Genomic DNA, 13,875 nt, shown 5'->3' with positions numbered 1-13,875 from the left:
ACACCTTCAACTCGCTTTAAACACAAGTACGATGACGTGTGATCAGGCATGGCGTAGATCTGGTGTCCGCTAGCGATTGAGGGATCACATGTCGTCCTACTTCACCGACCTGGCCCAGCAGTACATCGACGGCGAGTGGCGTCCGGGCACCGGCTCCTGGGACGTGATCGACTTCAACCCGTACGACGACGAGAAGCTGGCCTCGATCACGGTGGCCACGGTCGACGAGGTGGACCAGGCCTACAAGGCGGCCGCCCGGGCCCAGAAGCAGTGGGCCGGGACCAACCCCTACGCCCGCCGCGCGGTCTTCGAGCGGGCGCTGAGGCTCATAGAGGACCGCGAGCAGGAGATAGCCGACCTGATCATCGCGGAACTGGGCGGCACGCGCGTGAAGGCCGGTTTCGAGCTGCACCTCGCCAAGGAGTTCCTGCGCGAGTCGATCCACCTGGCGCTGCGCCCCGAGGGCAAGATCCTGCCCTCCCCGGTCGACGGCAAGGAGAACCGCGTCTACCGGGTTCCGGTGGGCGTCGTGGGCGTGATCAGCCCCTTCAACTTCCCCTTCCTGCTGTCGATCAAGTCGATCGCCCCGGCGCTCGCGCTCGGCAACGCCGTGGTCCTCAAGCCGCACCAGAACACCCCGATCGCCGGCGGCACCCTGATCGCGAAGATCTTCGAGGAGGCCGGGCTGCCCGGCGGCCTGCTCAACGTCGTCGTCACCGACATCGCCGAGATCGGCGACGCGTTCATCGAGCACCCGGTCCCGAAGGTCATCTCCTTCACCGGCTCCGACAAGGTCGGCCGGCACGTGGCCACCGTCTGCGCCGCGAACTTCAAGCGCTCGGTGCTCGAACTGGGCGGCAACAGCGCGCTGGTGGTCCTGGACGACGCCGACATCGACTACGCGGTGGACGCGGCGGTCTTCAGCCGGTTCGTGCACCAGGGCCAGGTCTGCATGGCCGCCAACCGGGTCCTCGTGGACGCCTCCGTCGCCGAGGAGTTCACCGAGAAGTTCGTCGCCAAGGTCCGCACCCTGAAGGTCGGCGACCCGCGCGACCCGCAGACCGTCATCGGCCCGGTGATCAACTCCCAGCAGGCGAACGCCATTTCCGGTGCCGTCGAGCAGGCCGTCGCCGAGGGTGCCACCGCCCTCGTGCGGGGCACCACCTCCGGCAACCTGGTCGAGCCCAGCGTGCTCACCGGCGTCCCCGCCGACTCCGCGCTGCTCCAGCAGGAGGTCTTCGGCCCGGTCGTCTTCCTCGTCCCGTTCGACGGCGAGGAGGAGGCGCTCCGCATCGTCAACGACACCCCGTACGGCCTCAGTGGTGCCGTCCACACGCGTGACATCGAGCGGGGTGTCGCCTTCGCCAAGCAGATCGACACCGGCATGTTCCACGTGAACGACGGCACGGTCCACGACGAGCCGATCGTGCCCTTCGGCGGCGAGAAGCACTCCGGCCTCGGCCGCCTGAACGGCGAGACCACGCTGGAGGCCTTCACGACCATCAAGTGGATCTCGGTCCAGCACGGCCGCAGCGGCTTCCCGTTCTGACCTCCTGCGGGCCTCCTGGAAAGTGGCGGGCCATTGCGGACAGAAGCTGACCGCAATGGCCCGTAGCGTGATCGGTGTCAGGGGGCGGACGGCCCCGGAACCGGTGGACGAAAGGCGGCCGGCCATGGTCAAGCACGTACCGGCGGAGACGCAGGGCGACGAGCGAGGGGCGCTGCTCGCGTTCATCGAGGAGCAGCGCGGCGGCATCCGCCGGGCCCTGCTCGGACTGACCGAGGAGCAGGCCCGCTCCCGCCCCAGCGCCAGCGAACTGTCGCTCGGCGGCCTGCTCAAGCATGTCGCCGAGGTCGAGCAGAGCTGGATCGCCCGTGCCCGGCAGGAACCACCGGCGATCAAGCGGGACGAGTCCAACTGGCACGAGACCTTCCAGCTGGTCGGCGAGGAGACGGTCGCCTCGCAGCTGGCGTACTGGGAGCAGGTCGCCGCCGAGACGGAGAAGTTCATCCGCTCCGCGCCGAGCCTGGACGACACCTTCCCGCTGCCGCCGGACCCCTGGTTTCCGCCGGAGGGCCGGGTCAGCCTGCGCTGGCTGTGTCTGCACCTGATCCGCGAGACGGCCCGGCACGCCGGCCACGCCGACATCATCCGGGAGTCCCTGGACGGCAGGACGGCCTTCGAGCTGGTGGCCCAGGAACAGGGCGCCTCCTGGGGGTGACCGCGGGGTGGCGGTCGTACGGCAATAACCTGGACCGCATGTCAGCGATCCGTCTTCTCGTGCTGGGCGCGGTCCGCCAGCACGGGCGGGCCCACGGCTACCAGGTGCGGGGCGACCTGGAGTACTGGGGCGCGCACGAGTGGTCCAACGCCAAGCCGGGCTCGATCTACCACGCCCTGAAACAGATGGCCAGGCAAGGGCTGCTGCGCGCGCACGAGGTCGCCCCGTCCACGGCCGGCGGCCCGCCGCGCACCGAGTACGAGCTGACCGAGAAGGGCACCGAGGAGTACTTCGCCCTGCTGCGCGACGCGCTGGTCACCTACGACCAGCGCGGCGACGTCAAGACGGCGGCCATCGGCTTCATGGTCGACCTGCCGAGGGCCGAGGCGGTGGCGCTGCTGAAGGAGCGCACGCGCCGGATCGAGGCGTGGCGCTCCTCGGTCACCGAGCACTACGTGCCCGAGGAGGGGCCCGGACAGCTCGGCCACATCGGCGAGATCATGAACATGTGGGTCCACACGGCCGACTCCGAGGCCGCGTGGACCCACGGTCTCGTCGAGCGGATCGAAAGCGGCGCCTACACCTTCGCCGGCGAGGGCGACCCGTTCGTCGGCGTCCTCGCCGAGGGTGAGGAGAACCCGTACGCGACGGGGGAGCGGCATCCGGAGGACAACCGCTAATCAAGTTTGACCAATGCGCATCGCGGCGTTACCTTTGGGTGCGTAGTCAAACTTGACTAGTGGAGGAGTGGCATGGCCGACACGGTGATCACCGTCGAGGACGCACACAAGACCTACGGCACCAAACACGCCCTGAACGGGCTCGACCTGCACGTCGCCCGGGGCACCGTGCACGCCGTACTCGGCCCGAACGGCGCGGGCAAGACCACCCTGGTCCGGATCCTGTCCACCCTGCTCAGGCCGGACGGCGGCCGTATCCGGGTCGCCGGCCACGACGTCGTGACCGAGGCCCGCGCGGTGCGCCGCCGCATCGGTCTGCTGGGCCAGTACGCGGCGCTGGACGAACAGCTGGACGGCCGGCAGAACCTGGAGATGTTCGCCCGGCTGCACCACCTCGGCGCCCGCTACGCGCGCATGCGCGCCACCGAACTCCTGGAGCGCTTCGACCTCACCGGCACCGGCCGCACCCCGGTCGCCCGCTACAGCGGCGGGATGCGCCGCCGCCTCGACCTCGCCGCCTCCCTGATCACCGAACCCGAGGTGCTGTTCCTCGACGAGCCCACCACCGGCCTCGACCCCCGCGGCCGCGCCGAGGTCTGGGCCGCTGTCCGCTCCCTGGTCGGCGGCGGTACCACGGTCCTGCTCACCACCCAGTACCTGGAGGAGGCCGACCAGCTCGCCGATCGCGTCGCCTTCGTGGACCACGGCCGGGTCGTCGCCGGCGGCACCCCCGACGAGCTGAAGACCCTCACCGGCGGCGACCGCGTCGACATCGTGCTGCGCGACGCCGGACAACTCGGCGCCGCGGTGGCCCTGCTGCCCCTCTCCGGGGTCTCGGTGGACGCCGACCGCCGGCTGCTCAGCGCCCCGGTCACCGACCGCATGGCCGCGCTCTCGCAGGTCGTACGAGGGCTGGAGCAGGCCGGGATCGAGGCCGCGGACATCGCCCTGCGCCGCCCCACCCTGGACGAGGTCTTCCTGCACCTCACAGGCGACGCCGAACGAGACGCCGACCCGGTGAAGGAGGCCGCGTGAGCGCGCTCGAGGCGAGCGGTACGGGGGCACACGTCCTGACCGACTCCTGGACGATGACCCGGCGCGAACTCGCCCACTGGACCCGGCAGCCCGGTCAGGCGCTGGTCGCGCTGGTCTTCCCGGTGATGCTCCTGCTGATGTTCGGCTACCTGATCGGCGGCGGCCGGGGCGTGGCCGGCGACTACGTGGACTACCTGGTGCCCGGCATGCTCGCGCTCACCATGGCCTTCGGCCTGGAGGGCACCATGCTCGCGGTCACCCAGGACCTCACCAAGGGCGTCATCGACCGGTTCCGTTCCCTGCCCATGGCGGACGGGGCGGTCCTGGTGGGCCGTTCGGCCGCCGACATGCTCCAGTCGACGGCCGCGCTGGCGCTGACGGCCGGTGTGGCGTACGCGCTCGGCTGGCGGCCACACGGAGGCCCCGGGGCCCTCCTGGCCGCCGCGGGCCTGCTCCTGCTGTTCCGTTTCGCCATGCTCTGGATCGGCATCCACCTCGCCCTGGTCGCCGGCCGCCCCGAGATGGTCCAGGCCGTGCAGATCCTCGTCTGGCCGGTCGGCTTCCTCTCCAACGCCATCGCCGCCCGCGACTCCATGCCGGACTGGCTGGGCACGGCCGTGCAGTGGAACCCCCTGTCCCAGACGGCGACTGCCGTACGCGACCTCCTGGGCAGCCCCGGCGGCGAACCGGGCCACCTCTGGCCGGCCGTCCTGTGGCCGCTCGCCCTGCTGGCGGTGTTCTTCCCGCTGGCGGTAGGGAAGTTCGCGCGGTCGGCCCGTTGAAACGCCTCTTAGGTCAGTGATGGAAGCCGGTGGCCGCCTCCTTGTCCCGGGTCAGGGGGTGCGGCTGCCGGCGCAGTTCGGGCAGCAGGCGGGTCAGGTCGTCCAGGAACAGGTCGGCCAGGTCGTGGGAGAAGCCGTTGCGGCACACGACCCGCAGCACGGACAGGTCCTGCCGGTTCGCCGGGAAGGCGTAGGCGGGCACCAGCCAGCCGCTCTCGCGCAGCCGCCGGGAGACGTCGAAGACGTCGTACGACGTGACGTCCGGGCCGGTGGTGAAGGCGAAGACCGGCAGCTCGTCGCCCCGGGTCAGCAGCCGGAAGTCGCCGAGCGCCTCGATCCGCCCGGCGAGCGAGGTCGCCACGTCCCGCGTCGACTGCTGCACCGCGCGGTACCCCTCGCGGCCGAGCCGCAGGAACGTGTAGTACTGCGCCACCACCTGGGCGCCGGGCCGGGAGAAGTTGAGCGCGAAGGTCGGCATCTCGCCGCCCAGGTAGGTGACCCGGAAGACCAGCTCCTCGGGCAGCGCCTCCCTGTCCCGCCACAGCGCCCAGCCGACCCCCGGGTACACCAGCCCGTACTTGTGCCCCGAGGCGTTGATCGAGGCCACGCGCGGCAGCCGGAAGTCCCAGCTCAGGTCCGGGTCCAGGAAGGGCGCCACCATGCCGCCGGACGCGCCGTCCACGTGCACCGGGATGTCGAGCCCGGTGCGCTCCTGGAGGGCGTCCAGGGCCGCGCACAGGTCGGCGATCGGCTCGTAGGAGCCGTCGAACGTCGAGCCGAGGATGCCGACGACCCCGATGGTGTTCTCGTCGCACAGCTCGACGGCGGCCTGCGGGTCGAGATGGAACCGGTCGCCCTCCATGGGCACCTGCCGGGCCTCCACCTCCCAGAAGTTGCAGAACTTCTCCCAGCACACCTGGACGTTGATGCCCATGACCAGATTGGGCCGCGCCCCCGGATACCGCTCGGCGTTGCGTCTGGCCCACCGTCGCTTCAGCGCCATCCCGGCGAGCATGCACGCCTCGCTCGACCCGGTCGTCGAACAGCCCACGGCCGCCGACGGGTCCGGCGCGTTCCACAGGTCGGCGAGCATCGCCACACAGCGCCGCTCCAGTTCGGCCGTGCGCGGGTACTCGTCCTTGTCGATCATGTTCTTGTCCCGGCACTCCGCCATCAGGACCCCGGCCTGCGGCTCCATCCAGGTGGTGACGAACGTGGCCAGGTTCAGCCGGGAGTTGCCGTCGAGCATCAGCTCGTCGTGCACCAGCTGGTACGCCGTGGACGGGGCCAGCGGCGCGTCCGGGAGCCGGTGCGTGGGCGGGGCCTCGGTCATACCGCCGACCGGATTGGCCTCCCCGAAGAACGGGTTGACCGACAGCACCCGCTGCTGGTGCTCCTCGGGACCTTTGTGCAGGGCCATGGGCTGCCTCCTCTGGGCCACCATAGGCAGACGGCACAGGCCGGACATCCGGAATGACCCGGACTTGAGATCAGGGATGCCCGGACTTGCACCTCACGTGACGTGAGGCCGCACCGTGGACGGCGTACCGACCGAAGGAGCGGAAAAGTGAGCTACTCCGTGGGACAGGTCGCGGGGTTCGCCGGAATCACGGTGCGCACCCTGCACCACTACGACGAGATTGGCCTGCTCGTGCCCGGCGAGCGCACCCACGCCGGCCACCGGCGCTACACCGACGCCGACCTCGACCGGCTCCAGCAGATCCTGTTCTACCGGGAGCTCGGCTTCCCGCTCGACGAGGTCGCGGTCCTGCTCGACGACCCGGACGTGGACCCGCGCGTACACCTGCGCCGCCAGCACGAACTGCTGACCGCCCGGATCGAGAAGCTGCAGAAGATGGCCGTGGCCGTGGAGCACGCCATGGAGGCACGCAAGATGGGCATCAACCTCACCCCGCAGGAGCGGTTCGAGGTCTTCGGGGACAAGGACCCCGAGCAGTACGCCGAGGAGGCGGAGCAGCGCTGGGGGAACACGGAGGCGTGGGCCGAGTCCCAGCGCCGCGCCGCCACCTACACCAAGGAGGACTGGAAGCGCATCCAGGCCGAGGTCGACGACTGGGGTAAGCGGTACGCCGCCCTGGTCGCCGCCGGCGAGCGGCCGGCCGGCGAGGCGGCCATGGACCTGGCCGAGGAACACCGGCAGCACATCAGCAGGTACTACTTCGACGTCCGCTACGAGATGCACCGGTGCTTCGCGGAGATGTACGTCTCCGACGAGCGCTTCAAGGCGTTCTACGACTCCATGGGCCCCGGGCTCGCGGAACACCTGCGCGAGGCGATCCTCGCCAACGCCGACCGCCACACGTCCTGACGACGGCCCTGGCCCGGGCGCGTACGGGGGGTCACTCCTGGGCCAGGACCACCGCCGTGCCGTAGGCACACACCTCCGTGCCCACGTCCGCGGCCTCGGTCACGTCGAACCGGAACGCCAGCACTCCGTTGGCGCCACGCGCGCGTGCCTGCTCCACCAGGCGTTCCATGGCCTGGTTGCGGGTCTGCACGAGGGTCTTGGTGAGACCCTTCAGCTCGCCGCCGATCATCGACTTCAGCCCGGCGCCGATCTGGCTGCCGAGGTGCCGCGACCGCACGGTGAGTCCGAATACCTCGCCGATCACCTGATGCACCCGGTGACCGGGCACGTCGTTCGTCGTGACAACCAGCACATCCGGCTGCGGACCCATGCCGCCGCCGTAGTCTTCGAGTCCCATGAGTCACAGCTTTCTCCCAGTCATCCCACAGCGCATCCTGGAGACACCCGTGGAACCTGGGGCCGTCACATCACGTTGATAGCTTTGTGCGGCCTTCCACCGAGGTTCAGCCGTCGTAGCCGCCTTCACCCCTTCAGGAGCCCGGACCCGTGATGACACTCGCCCTCGGCCCGAGCTGGCTCGACCCCAACTATCTGCTCGACACCTACAGCATCTGGGGCCTGCTGCTCATCGTCTTCGCCGAGTCCGGCCTGCTCATCGGCTTCTTCCTGCCGGGTGACTCACTGCTGTTCACCTGCGGCCTGCTGATCGCCTCGAACCAGCTCGACTTCCCCCTGTGGGGCGCGATCGGCCTGATCTGCCTCGCCGCGATCCTCGGCGACCAGGCGGGCTACATGTTCGGCAAGAAGGTCGGACCCTCGCTGTTCAACCGCCCGAACTCCCGCCTGTTCAAGCAGGAGAACGTCACCAAGGCGCACGAGTTCTTCGAGAAGTACGGCCCGAAGTCCCTGGTCCTGGCCCGCTTCGTGCCCATCGTGCGCACGTTCACGCCGATCATCGCCGGCGTCAGCGGCATGAAGTACCGCTCGTTCCTGATCTTCAACGTCATCGGCGGCACCCTCTGGGGCGCGGGCGTCACCCTGCTCGGCTCCTGGCTCGGCAACATCGGCTTCGTCAAGAACAACATCGAGGCGATCCTGATCCTGATCGTCCTCGTCTCCGTGGTCCCGATCGCCATCGAGTTCCTGCGGGCCCGCGGCAAGGAGAAGGGCAAGGAGAAGGAGGCCGCCCGGACGACACCGCAGGCGTCCCGCCCGGCCCCGCCGGTCATGGACGACGCCACGACGCGGCTGCGCCGCATCGAGCCGGAGCAGCCGTACGGCCAGCAGTACGAGCAGCCGTACCAGCAGCCCCGGCAACAGCCCCAGCAGCAGGACTGGAACCAGCAGTACTACGACCAGCAGCAGTACGGCCACCAGCACTACGGCGAGCAGCAGTACCCGCAGCACCAGTACCCGCAGCAGCAGTACGACCAGAACCAGTACGACCAGTACAGCCAGAACCAGTCCCCCTACGACTACCGCCAGCAGTAGGCAAGGGGCGCGGGTGAAACCCGAGGGCGCCTAGAAACCCCGAGTCCGCTTGGCGGCCCGGCGCTTACCGGCGGAGCCGACTCTCAGGAACAGCCGGAAGACCTCCGAGCCCAGATTGACCCCGATGGCGATGGCCATGGCCAACGACGCCGCGTTGGCCAGCGACACCAGCCCCTTGTCCACCTCGTTCTGCGCCATGTTCAACAGCCCGAAGTACGTCGCCGAACCGGGCAGCAGCGGCCCGATCGCCGCCGTCGTGTACGGCAGGGCGGAAGCGAAGCGGTAACGGGACAGCAGCTGCCCGAAAAGCCCCACCAGCCCCGCCGCCACGGCCGTGGACGCCACCGGCGAGATGTCGGCGACGTAGTGCATCGCGCCGTACACCGACCACGCCACGCCCCCGTTGAGAGTCACCCACAGTACGGTCGACCGCTCCTGCTGGAGCAGCACCGCGAAGGTCAGCGACAGCAGCATGGAGGCCGCGATCTGGATCAGCGGCCGTTCGTTGATGATGAGCGCCGCGTCCGGGTTGAGCTTCCCGCCGATCTTCACCCCGAAGTACAGGACGACCAGTACGCCGGCGACGATGCCCACGAAGAAGTACAGGACCTCCAGCAGCCGGGCCGACGCGGTGATGTAGAAGCCCGTCAGACCGTCCTGCACGCCCGCCACCAGCGCCCGCCCGGGCAGCAGTGCGAACAGCCCACCGGTGACGACGGCGGACGCCTTCACGTCCACGTGCGCCAGCGCGAACGCCACCCCGATCGCCGCGGGCGGCATCGCCGCGACCGTGAACTGGTAGAACTCCGGCAGCCCGCGCCCCGCGCACAGCCAGGCCAGCCGGTCGCCGAGCATCGCGCCGAGGGCCGCCGCGACGAACACGATCAGGTCACCGCCGACCAGCATGGAGGCCGCACCGGCCAGCAGACCGCTGGCCAGGGTCAGCGCCCAGCCGGGGTAGGGGTGCCGGTTGCGGCGGATCTCCACCAGCCGCCGGTAGGCCTCCTCCAGGGAGACGTGGGTCTCCGGGTCGGTCAGGTCGTCCACCAGCCGGAACACGGCCGCGAGCCGCGTGTAGTCGGTGCCCCGCCGCCGTACCGTCCGCGACGCCGTCACGGGGTCCTCCACCAGCGACGGCTGGTGTGAGATCGACAGCAGGGTGAAGGTGACGTTCGGCTCGCAGCGGTCCAGGCCGTAGGAGCGGCACACCGCGAACATCGCGGCCTCGACGTCCTCCGCGCCCTCACCGCCGGCCAGCAGCAGCTCCCCGATACGCAGCGTCAGGTCGAGCACGCGCGGGACGGCCGGACCGCCGTCCCCCTCCTCCCGCTGCACCGGCTCCGGCGCGGGCCGCTCGGTCACCGGCATGCGCAGCATCGTGCGCATCCGGTCCTGCCAGGGTGCGTCCTTGACCAGGGTGACCAGTGGCACCCCGGTGGCCGGCGTGAACGCCTGCGGGGCCTCCTTGGCGCTGTAGGCGCTCGGCCGGGTGAACGCCGACCCCTCCGGCTCGGCACTCGGCGGCTGCGACACCGCCAGGCCCTGCGGCACGGCGAACTCGGACGTGGTCTCCGACTCGCCGCCGACCTCGGGGACATCGATGCCCGCGGGGATGGCGAACTCGGACGTGACCTCCGGGTCGTACCGCGCCTCGTCCGACCGGGGCTTGCGGTCCTCCGCCTCCGTCACCTCGCACCGCTCCCTGAACGACACCTTCCGTACGGCTCAGTATGCGCATGGAGGGGCGGCGGACATACAAACGGGCCGCACACGCACGCGTGCGGCCCGTTCCAGCGGGACAGGGCTCAGTGGCCGCCCTGCTCCTCGAAGCGCTTGTAAGACCGCTCGATCTCCGCCTCGGCGTCCGTGCGACCCACCCAGTTGGCACCCTCGACCGACTTGCCGGGCTCCAGGTCCTTGTACACCTCGAAGAAGTGCTGGATCTCCAGGCGGTCGAACTCCGACACGTGGTGGATGTCCCGCAGGTGCTCCACGCGCGGGTCGGTGGCCGGAACACACAGCAGCTTGTCGTCGCCGCCCGCCTCGTCCGTCATGCGGAACATGCCGATCGCGCGGCACTTGATCAGGCAGCCCGGGAAGGTCGGCTCGTCCAGGATGACCAGCGCGTCCAGCGGGTCGCCGTCCTCGCCGAGGGTGTTCTCGACGAAGCCGTAGTCGGTCGGGTAGGCGGTCGAGGTGAAGAGGCGACGGTCCAGGCGGATCCGACCGGTCTCGTGGTCCACCTCGTACTTGTTGCGCGAACCCTTCGGGATCTCGATCGTGACGTCGAACTCCACCGGTGGCTCCTCCATGATCAGCACATAGTTCTGGTGGTTAAGTGTCCCTCACGCAGGTGTGTGATCGCGAAAGGGGCTGGTGGTCGTGCCAGAGCTGAGGCCGTGGCGTGCCGCGAGACCGCAGATGGAGCGGATCGCGAACGCCGTACGACCGCGCCTGGCGCGGGCGCGTGCGGCCGCCGGACCGCGGGTCGCGCGGTTGGCGCGGGCCCTGCGGCCCCGGCCCCTCGGCCTCCCGCGTCCGCGGGCGGTGAGGAACTGGCAGTACACCGCGGGCGCCGCCACCGCCGGCCTGGCGCTCGCCGCCGGTGTGGTGACCGCGGCCGGTCCCTGGGACGCCAACGGTCAGCGTACGGCCGAGCGGGACCGGGCCGCCGCCCTGGAGCGGTCAGGTGGCGCAGATCACGGCTCCGGTACGACGGCGGGGGAGTCCCGGCCGGCGCCGAGCGCCGGACCCGTCCTGGTGGGTCTGGACGGCCGGACGGTTGCCGTGGGTACCAAGAAGGCTCCGCCGGGCGGAAAGGCCTTCTCGGACGTCCTGGGGCCCCTCCTGGACGCCCCCGGGCTCGGCGGCGATCACGCGGCTGCCGTCGTCGACGTGGCCACCGGCGAACGCCTGTACGCCGCCGGCGCCGACAAGGCCCTCGCTCCCGCCTCCACCACCAAGATCGCCACCGCCCTGGCCGCCCTGTCCGCCCTGGGCCCCGACCACCGCCTCACCACCCGCGCCGCCCTCGAACCCGACACCGGCGAACTCGTCCTGGTCGGCGGCGGCGACCCCACCCTCACCACGCGGAAGAAGGCCGACGGCTGGGCCAGCCTGCGGACGCTGGCGGCGAGCACCGCGAAGGCACTCCGCAAGCGCGGCATCCACGAGGTCACGCTCTCCTACGACACGACCCTCTATTCCGGCCCCGCCCTGCACCCCATCGGCGTCAACGACAACCTCGCGCCCGTCAGCGCCCTGTCCGCCGACGAGGGCCGCACCGACGGCTCCACCAGCGGACCGGCGCCCCGCGTGAGCGATCCGGCGAAGGACGCGGCGGGCAAGTTCGCCGGCTTCCTGGAGGACGCCGGCATCACCACCACGCCCCCCGGCCCCTCCAAGGCCACCACGCGCGCGGAGACCCTCGCCACGGTCTCCTCACCCCCGCTGTCCGTCGTGGTCGAGCGCATGCTGACCAACAGCGACAACGACATCGCCGAGGCCCTGGCCCGGCTGACGGCCCTCACCAGCGGCCAGCCCGGCAGCTTCGACGGCGGCGCCAAGGCGATCTCCGCCCGGCTCACCAAGCTCGGCCTGCCCATGTCCGGCGCCTCCTTCCACGACGGCAGCGGCCTCGACCGCGCCGACCGGCTCACCGCCGACCTGCTCACGGGCCTCCTGGTCACCGCCGGCGACCCGGACCGCCCCGGCCTGCGCCCCGTCCTCACCGGCCTGCCCGTCGCCGGCTTCACCGGCACCCTGGCCGACCGCTACACCGACACCGCGGCAGGCGTCGTACGCGCCAAAACCGGCACCCTGACCGGCGTGAACACCCTCGCCGGCACCGTCGTCGACGCCGACGGCCGCCTCCTGGCCTTCGCCTTCATGGCCTCCGACACGACAGACCCCCTGGAGGCCGAAGCGGCCCTGGACAAAACGGCCACGGCACTGTCGGCCTGCGGCTGTCACTAGTCCGTACCGCCGCACCGGGCGCCATGGCAACACCCCCAAGCCCTGCCGACCTCGCACGGCCTGCCCCAAGTGGGAACGGTCCCGTACGGTTGACACCATGACTGGCTTCGGTGGCACCACATCTCCCGGGATGGTCGACTGGAACCTCGCGGTGGCAACCGCGACACGGCTCGTTCGACCGGGCCCCGACGTCAGCCGCGACGAGGCCCGCGCCGTCGTCGCGGAGCTGCGCCGGCACGCGAAAGCCTCGGAGGGACACGTCCGGGGCTTCACTCGTATGGGCAGCGACGAGATCCACGACACCCCCGTCCTGGTCGTCGACCGCCCCGGCTGGGTCCGCGCCAACGTCGCCGGCTTCCGCGAGATCCTCAAGCCCCTCCTGGAGAAGATGCAGGAACGCCGGGCGGGCAACCCCACCAGCGCCGTCCTCGGCGCCGTCGGCGGCAAGGTCACCGGCGTCGAACTCGGCATGCTGCTGTCGTTCCTGTCCTCCCGCGTCCTCGGCCAGTACGAGACCTTCGCCCCCGCCACCCGCGACCTCCCCGCCGGGGAGAACGGCGGTGGCCGACTCCTCCTCGTCGCCCCCAACATCGTCCACGTCGAGCGCGAACTCGACGTCGAACCGCACGACTTCCGCCTGTGGGTGTGCCTGCACGAGGAGACCCACCGCACCCAGTTCACGGCCGTGCCCTGGCTGCGCGACCACCTGGAGGGCGAAATCCAGTCGTTCTTGGCGGAGACCGACGTCGACCCGATGACGTTCCTGGAGCGCATCAGGGAAGCCGCCCAGTCCCTCGCCGGAGGCCGCCCCGAAGGCGAGGAGGAGGACGGCGGCCGCTCCTTCGTGGAGCTGGTGCAGACCCCCGCCCAGCGCGAGATCCTCGGCCGCCTCACCGCCGTGATGTCCCTGCTGGAGGGCCACGCCGACTACGTCATGGACGGCGTCGGCCCCAGCGTCGTGCCGACCGTGGCGGAGATCCGGGAGAAGTTCCAGCAGCGCCGCGCCAAGGGCGCCTCCCGCCTCGACCTCGCCCTGCGCAAGCTGCTCGGTCTGGATGCCAAACTGAGGCAGTACCGGGACGGCGAGAAGTTCGTACGAGCCGTCGTCGAGCAGGTCGGCATCGACGGCTTCAACCGCGTGTGGACCTCGCCCAACACCCTCCCCACCAAGGCGGAGATCGCCAAACCGGCGGACTGGGTCGCGCGGGTGCACCGCAAGGCCGAGTCGTGAACGGCATGGACACGTCGTGAAACAGATCCGGCCGACGGCAGGCGAACGCCCCTCCAATCACCCGTCCGAGGGACCGTGAGCCATGCGTAGGCGTGCGATGCTCGGGGAACCGCCCGCTTCTGTCACCATC

At 70.5% G+C, this 13,875-nt stretch carries 13 protein-coding genes; 9 read left to right on the top strand and 4 right to left on the bottom strand.

Going from position 1 to position 13,875, the window contains the following annotated elements; translation table 11 throughout:
• Positions 1 to 88: 88 nt before the first annotated feature.
• From ACWC0C_RS29105 to ACWC0C_RS29085, 5 genes are all read left to right on the top strand, one after another.
• On the top strand, positions 89 to 1,549 hold the full coding sequence (locus ACWC0C_RS29105) for an aldehyde dehydrogenase family protein (RefSeq protein ID WP_450866920.1): 1,461 nt from the start codon (positions 89 to 91) through the stop codon (positions 1,547 to 1,549).
• Between the two features lie 124 nt (positions 1,550 to 1,673).
• On the top strand, positions 1,674 to 2,222 hold the full coding sequence (locus tag ACWC0C_RS29100; RefSeq protein ID WP_449198587.1) for a DinB family protein: 549 nt from the start codon (positions 1,674 to 1,676) through the stop codon (positions 2,220 to 2,222).
• A 38-nt stretch (positions 2,223 to 2,260) separates the two neighbouring features.
• Positions 2,261 to 2,902: a PadR family transcriptional regulator gene (locus ACWC0C_RS29095; protein WP_450866918.1), complete on the top strand. Its 642-nt coding sequence runs from the start codon at positions 2,261 to 2,263 to the stop codon at positions 2,900 to 2,902.
• Between the two features lie 72 nt (positions 2,903 to 2,974).
• A complete protein-coding gene (locus ACWC0C_RS29090) occupies positions 2,975 to 3,937 on the top strand; it encodes an ATP-binding cassette domain-containing protein (RefSeq protein ID WP_450866916.1) in 963 nt (320 codons plus the stop codon).
• A gap of 53 nt (positions 3,938 to 3,990) precedes the next feature.
• Positions 3,991 to 4,719 (top strand): ABC transporter permease, encoded by a 729-nt coding sequence (locus ACWC0C_RS29085; RefSeq protein WP_450867013.1) that lies wholly within the window; start codon positions 3,991 to 3,993, stop codon positions 4,717 to 4,719.
• A 13-nt stretch (positions 4,720 to 4,732) separates the two neighbouring features.
• Here ACWC0C_RS29085 and ACWC0C_RS29080 read toward each other — a convergent pair whose 3' ends face one another.
• Entirely contained in the window at positions 4,733 to 6,139 is a 1,407-nt protein-coding gene (locus ACWC0C_RS29080) for a glutamate decarboxylase (RefSeq protein ID WP_449198591.1), read from the bottom strand.
• A 147-nt stretch (positions 6,140 to 6,286) separates the two neighbouring features.
• Between ACWC0C_RS29080 and ACWC0C_RS29075 the strand changes: the two genes are divergently transcribed.
• Positions 6,287 to 7,048: a MerR family transcriptional regulator gene (locus tag ACWC0C_RS29075; protein WP_450866914.1), complete on the top strand. Its 762-nt coding sequence runs from the start codon at positions 6,287 to 6,289 to the stop codon at positions 7,046 to 7,048.
• A gap of 31 nt (positions 7,049 to 7,079) precedes the next feature.
• Here the strand turns inward: ACWC0C_RS29075 and ACWC0C_RS29070 are convergent, their stop codons facing one another.
• The gene (locus ACWC0C_RS29070; RefSeq protein WP_450866913.1) at positions 7,080 to 7,445 is read right to left on the bottom strand and encodes a YbjQ family protein; all 366 of its coding nucleotides are present in this window, start codon (positions 7,443 to 7,445) and stop codon (positions 7,080 to 7,082) included.
• A gap of 149 nt (positions 7,446 to 7,594) precedes the next feature.
• Between ACWC0C_RS29070 and ACWC0C_RS29065 the strand changes: the two genes are divergently transcribed.
• Positions 7,595 to 8,539 carry a DedA family protein gene (locus ACWC0C_RS29065; protein WP_450866911.1) on the top strand — a complete coding sequence of 315 codons (945 nt, stop codon included), beginning with the start codon at positions 7,595 to 7,597 and terminating at the stop codon, positions 8,537 to 8,539.
• Positions 8,540 to 8,569: 30 nt separating this feature from the next.
• Here ACWC0C_RS29065 and ACWC0C_RS29060 read toward each other — a convergent pair whose 3' ends face one another.
• The gene (locus tag ACWC0C_RS29060; RefSeq protein ID WP_450866910.1) at positions 8,570 to 10,228 is read right to left on the bottom strand and encodes a threonine/serine ThrE exporter family protein; all 1,659 of its coding nucleotides are present in this window, start codon (positions 10,226 to 10,228) and stop codon (positions 8,570 to 8,572) included.
• 116 nt (positions 10,229 to 10,344) lie between these two features.
• Positions 10,345 to 10,836, bottom strand: a complete 492-nt coding sequence (locus ACWC0C_RS29055; RefSeq protein ID WP_055708033.1) for an inorganic diphosphatase — start codon at positions 10,834 to 10,836, stop codon at positions 10,345 to 10,347.
• Positions 10,837 to 10,960: 124 nt separating this feature from the next.
• Between ACWC0C_RS29055 and dacB the strand changes: the two genes are divergently transcribed.
• The gene (gene dacB, locus ACWC0C_RS29050; protein WP_450867011.1) at positions 10,961 to 12,514 is read left to right on the top strand and encodes a D-alanyl-D-alanine carboxypeptidase/D-alanyl-D-alanine endopeptidase; all 1,554 of its coding nucleotides are present in this window, start codon (positions 10,961 to 10,963) and stop codon (positions 12,512 to 12,514) included.
• A 97-nt stretch (positions 12,515 to 12,611) separates the two neighbouring features.
• Positions 12,612 to 13,745 (top strand): zinc-dependent metalloprotease, encoded by a 1,134-nt coding sequence (locus ACWC0C_RS29045; protein WP_449198596.1) that lies wholly within the window; start codon positions 12,612 to 12,614, stop codon positions 13,743 to 13,745.
• Positions 13,746 to 13,875: the final 130 nt, after the last annotated feature.

The sequence above is a fragment of the Streptomyces sp. NPDC001709 genome, assembly GCF_053596375.1.
This window is presented reverse-complemented; position numbering and strand designations above follow the sequence as displayed.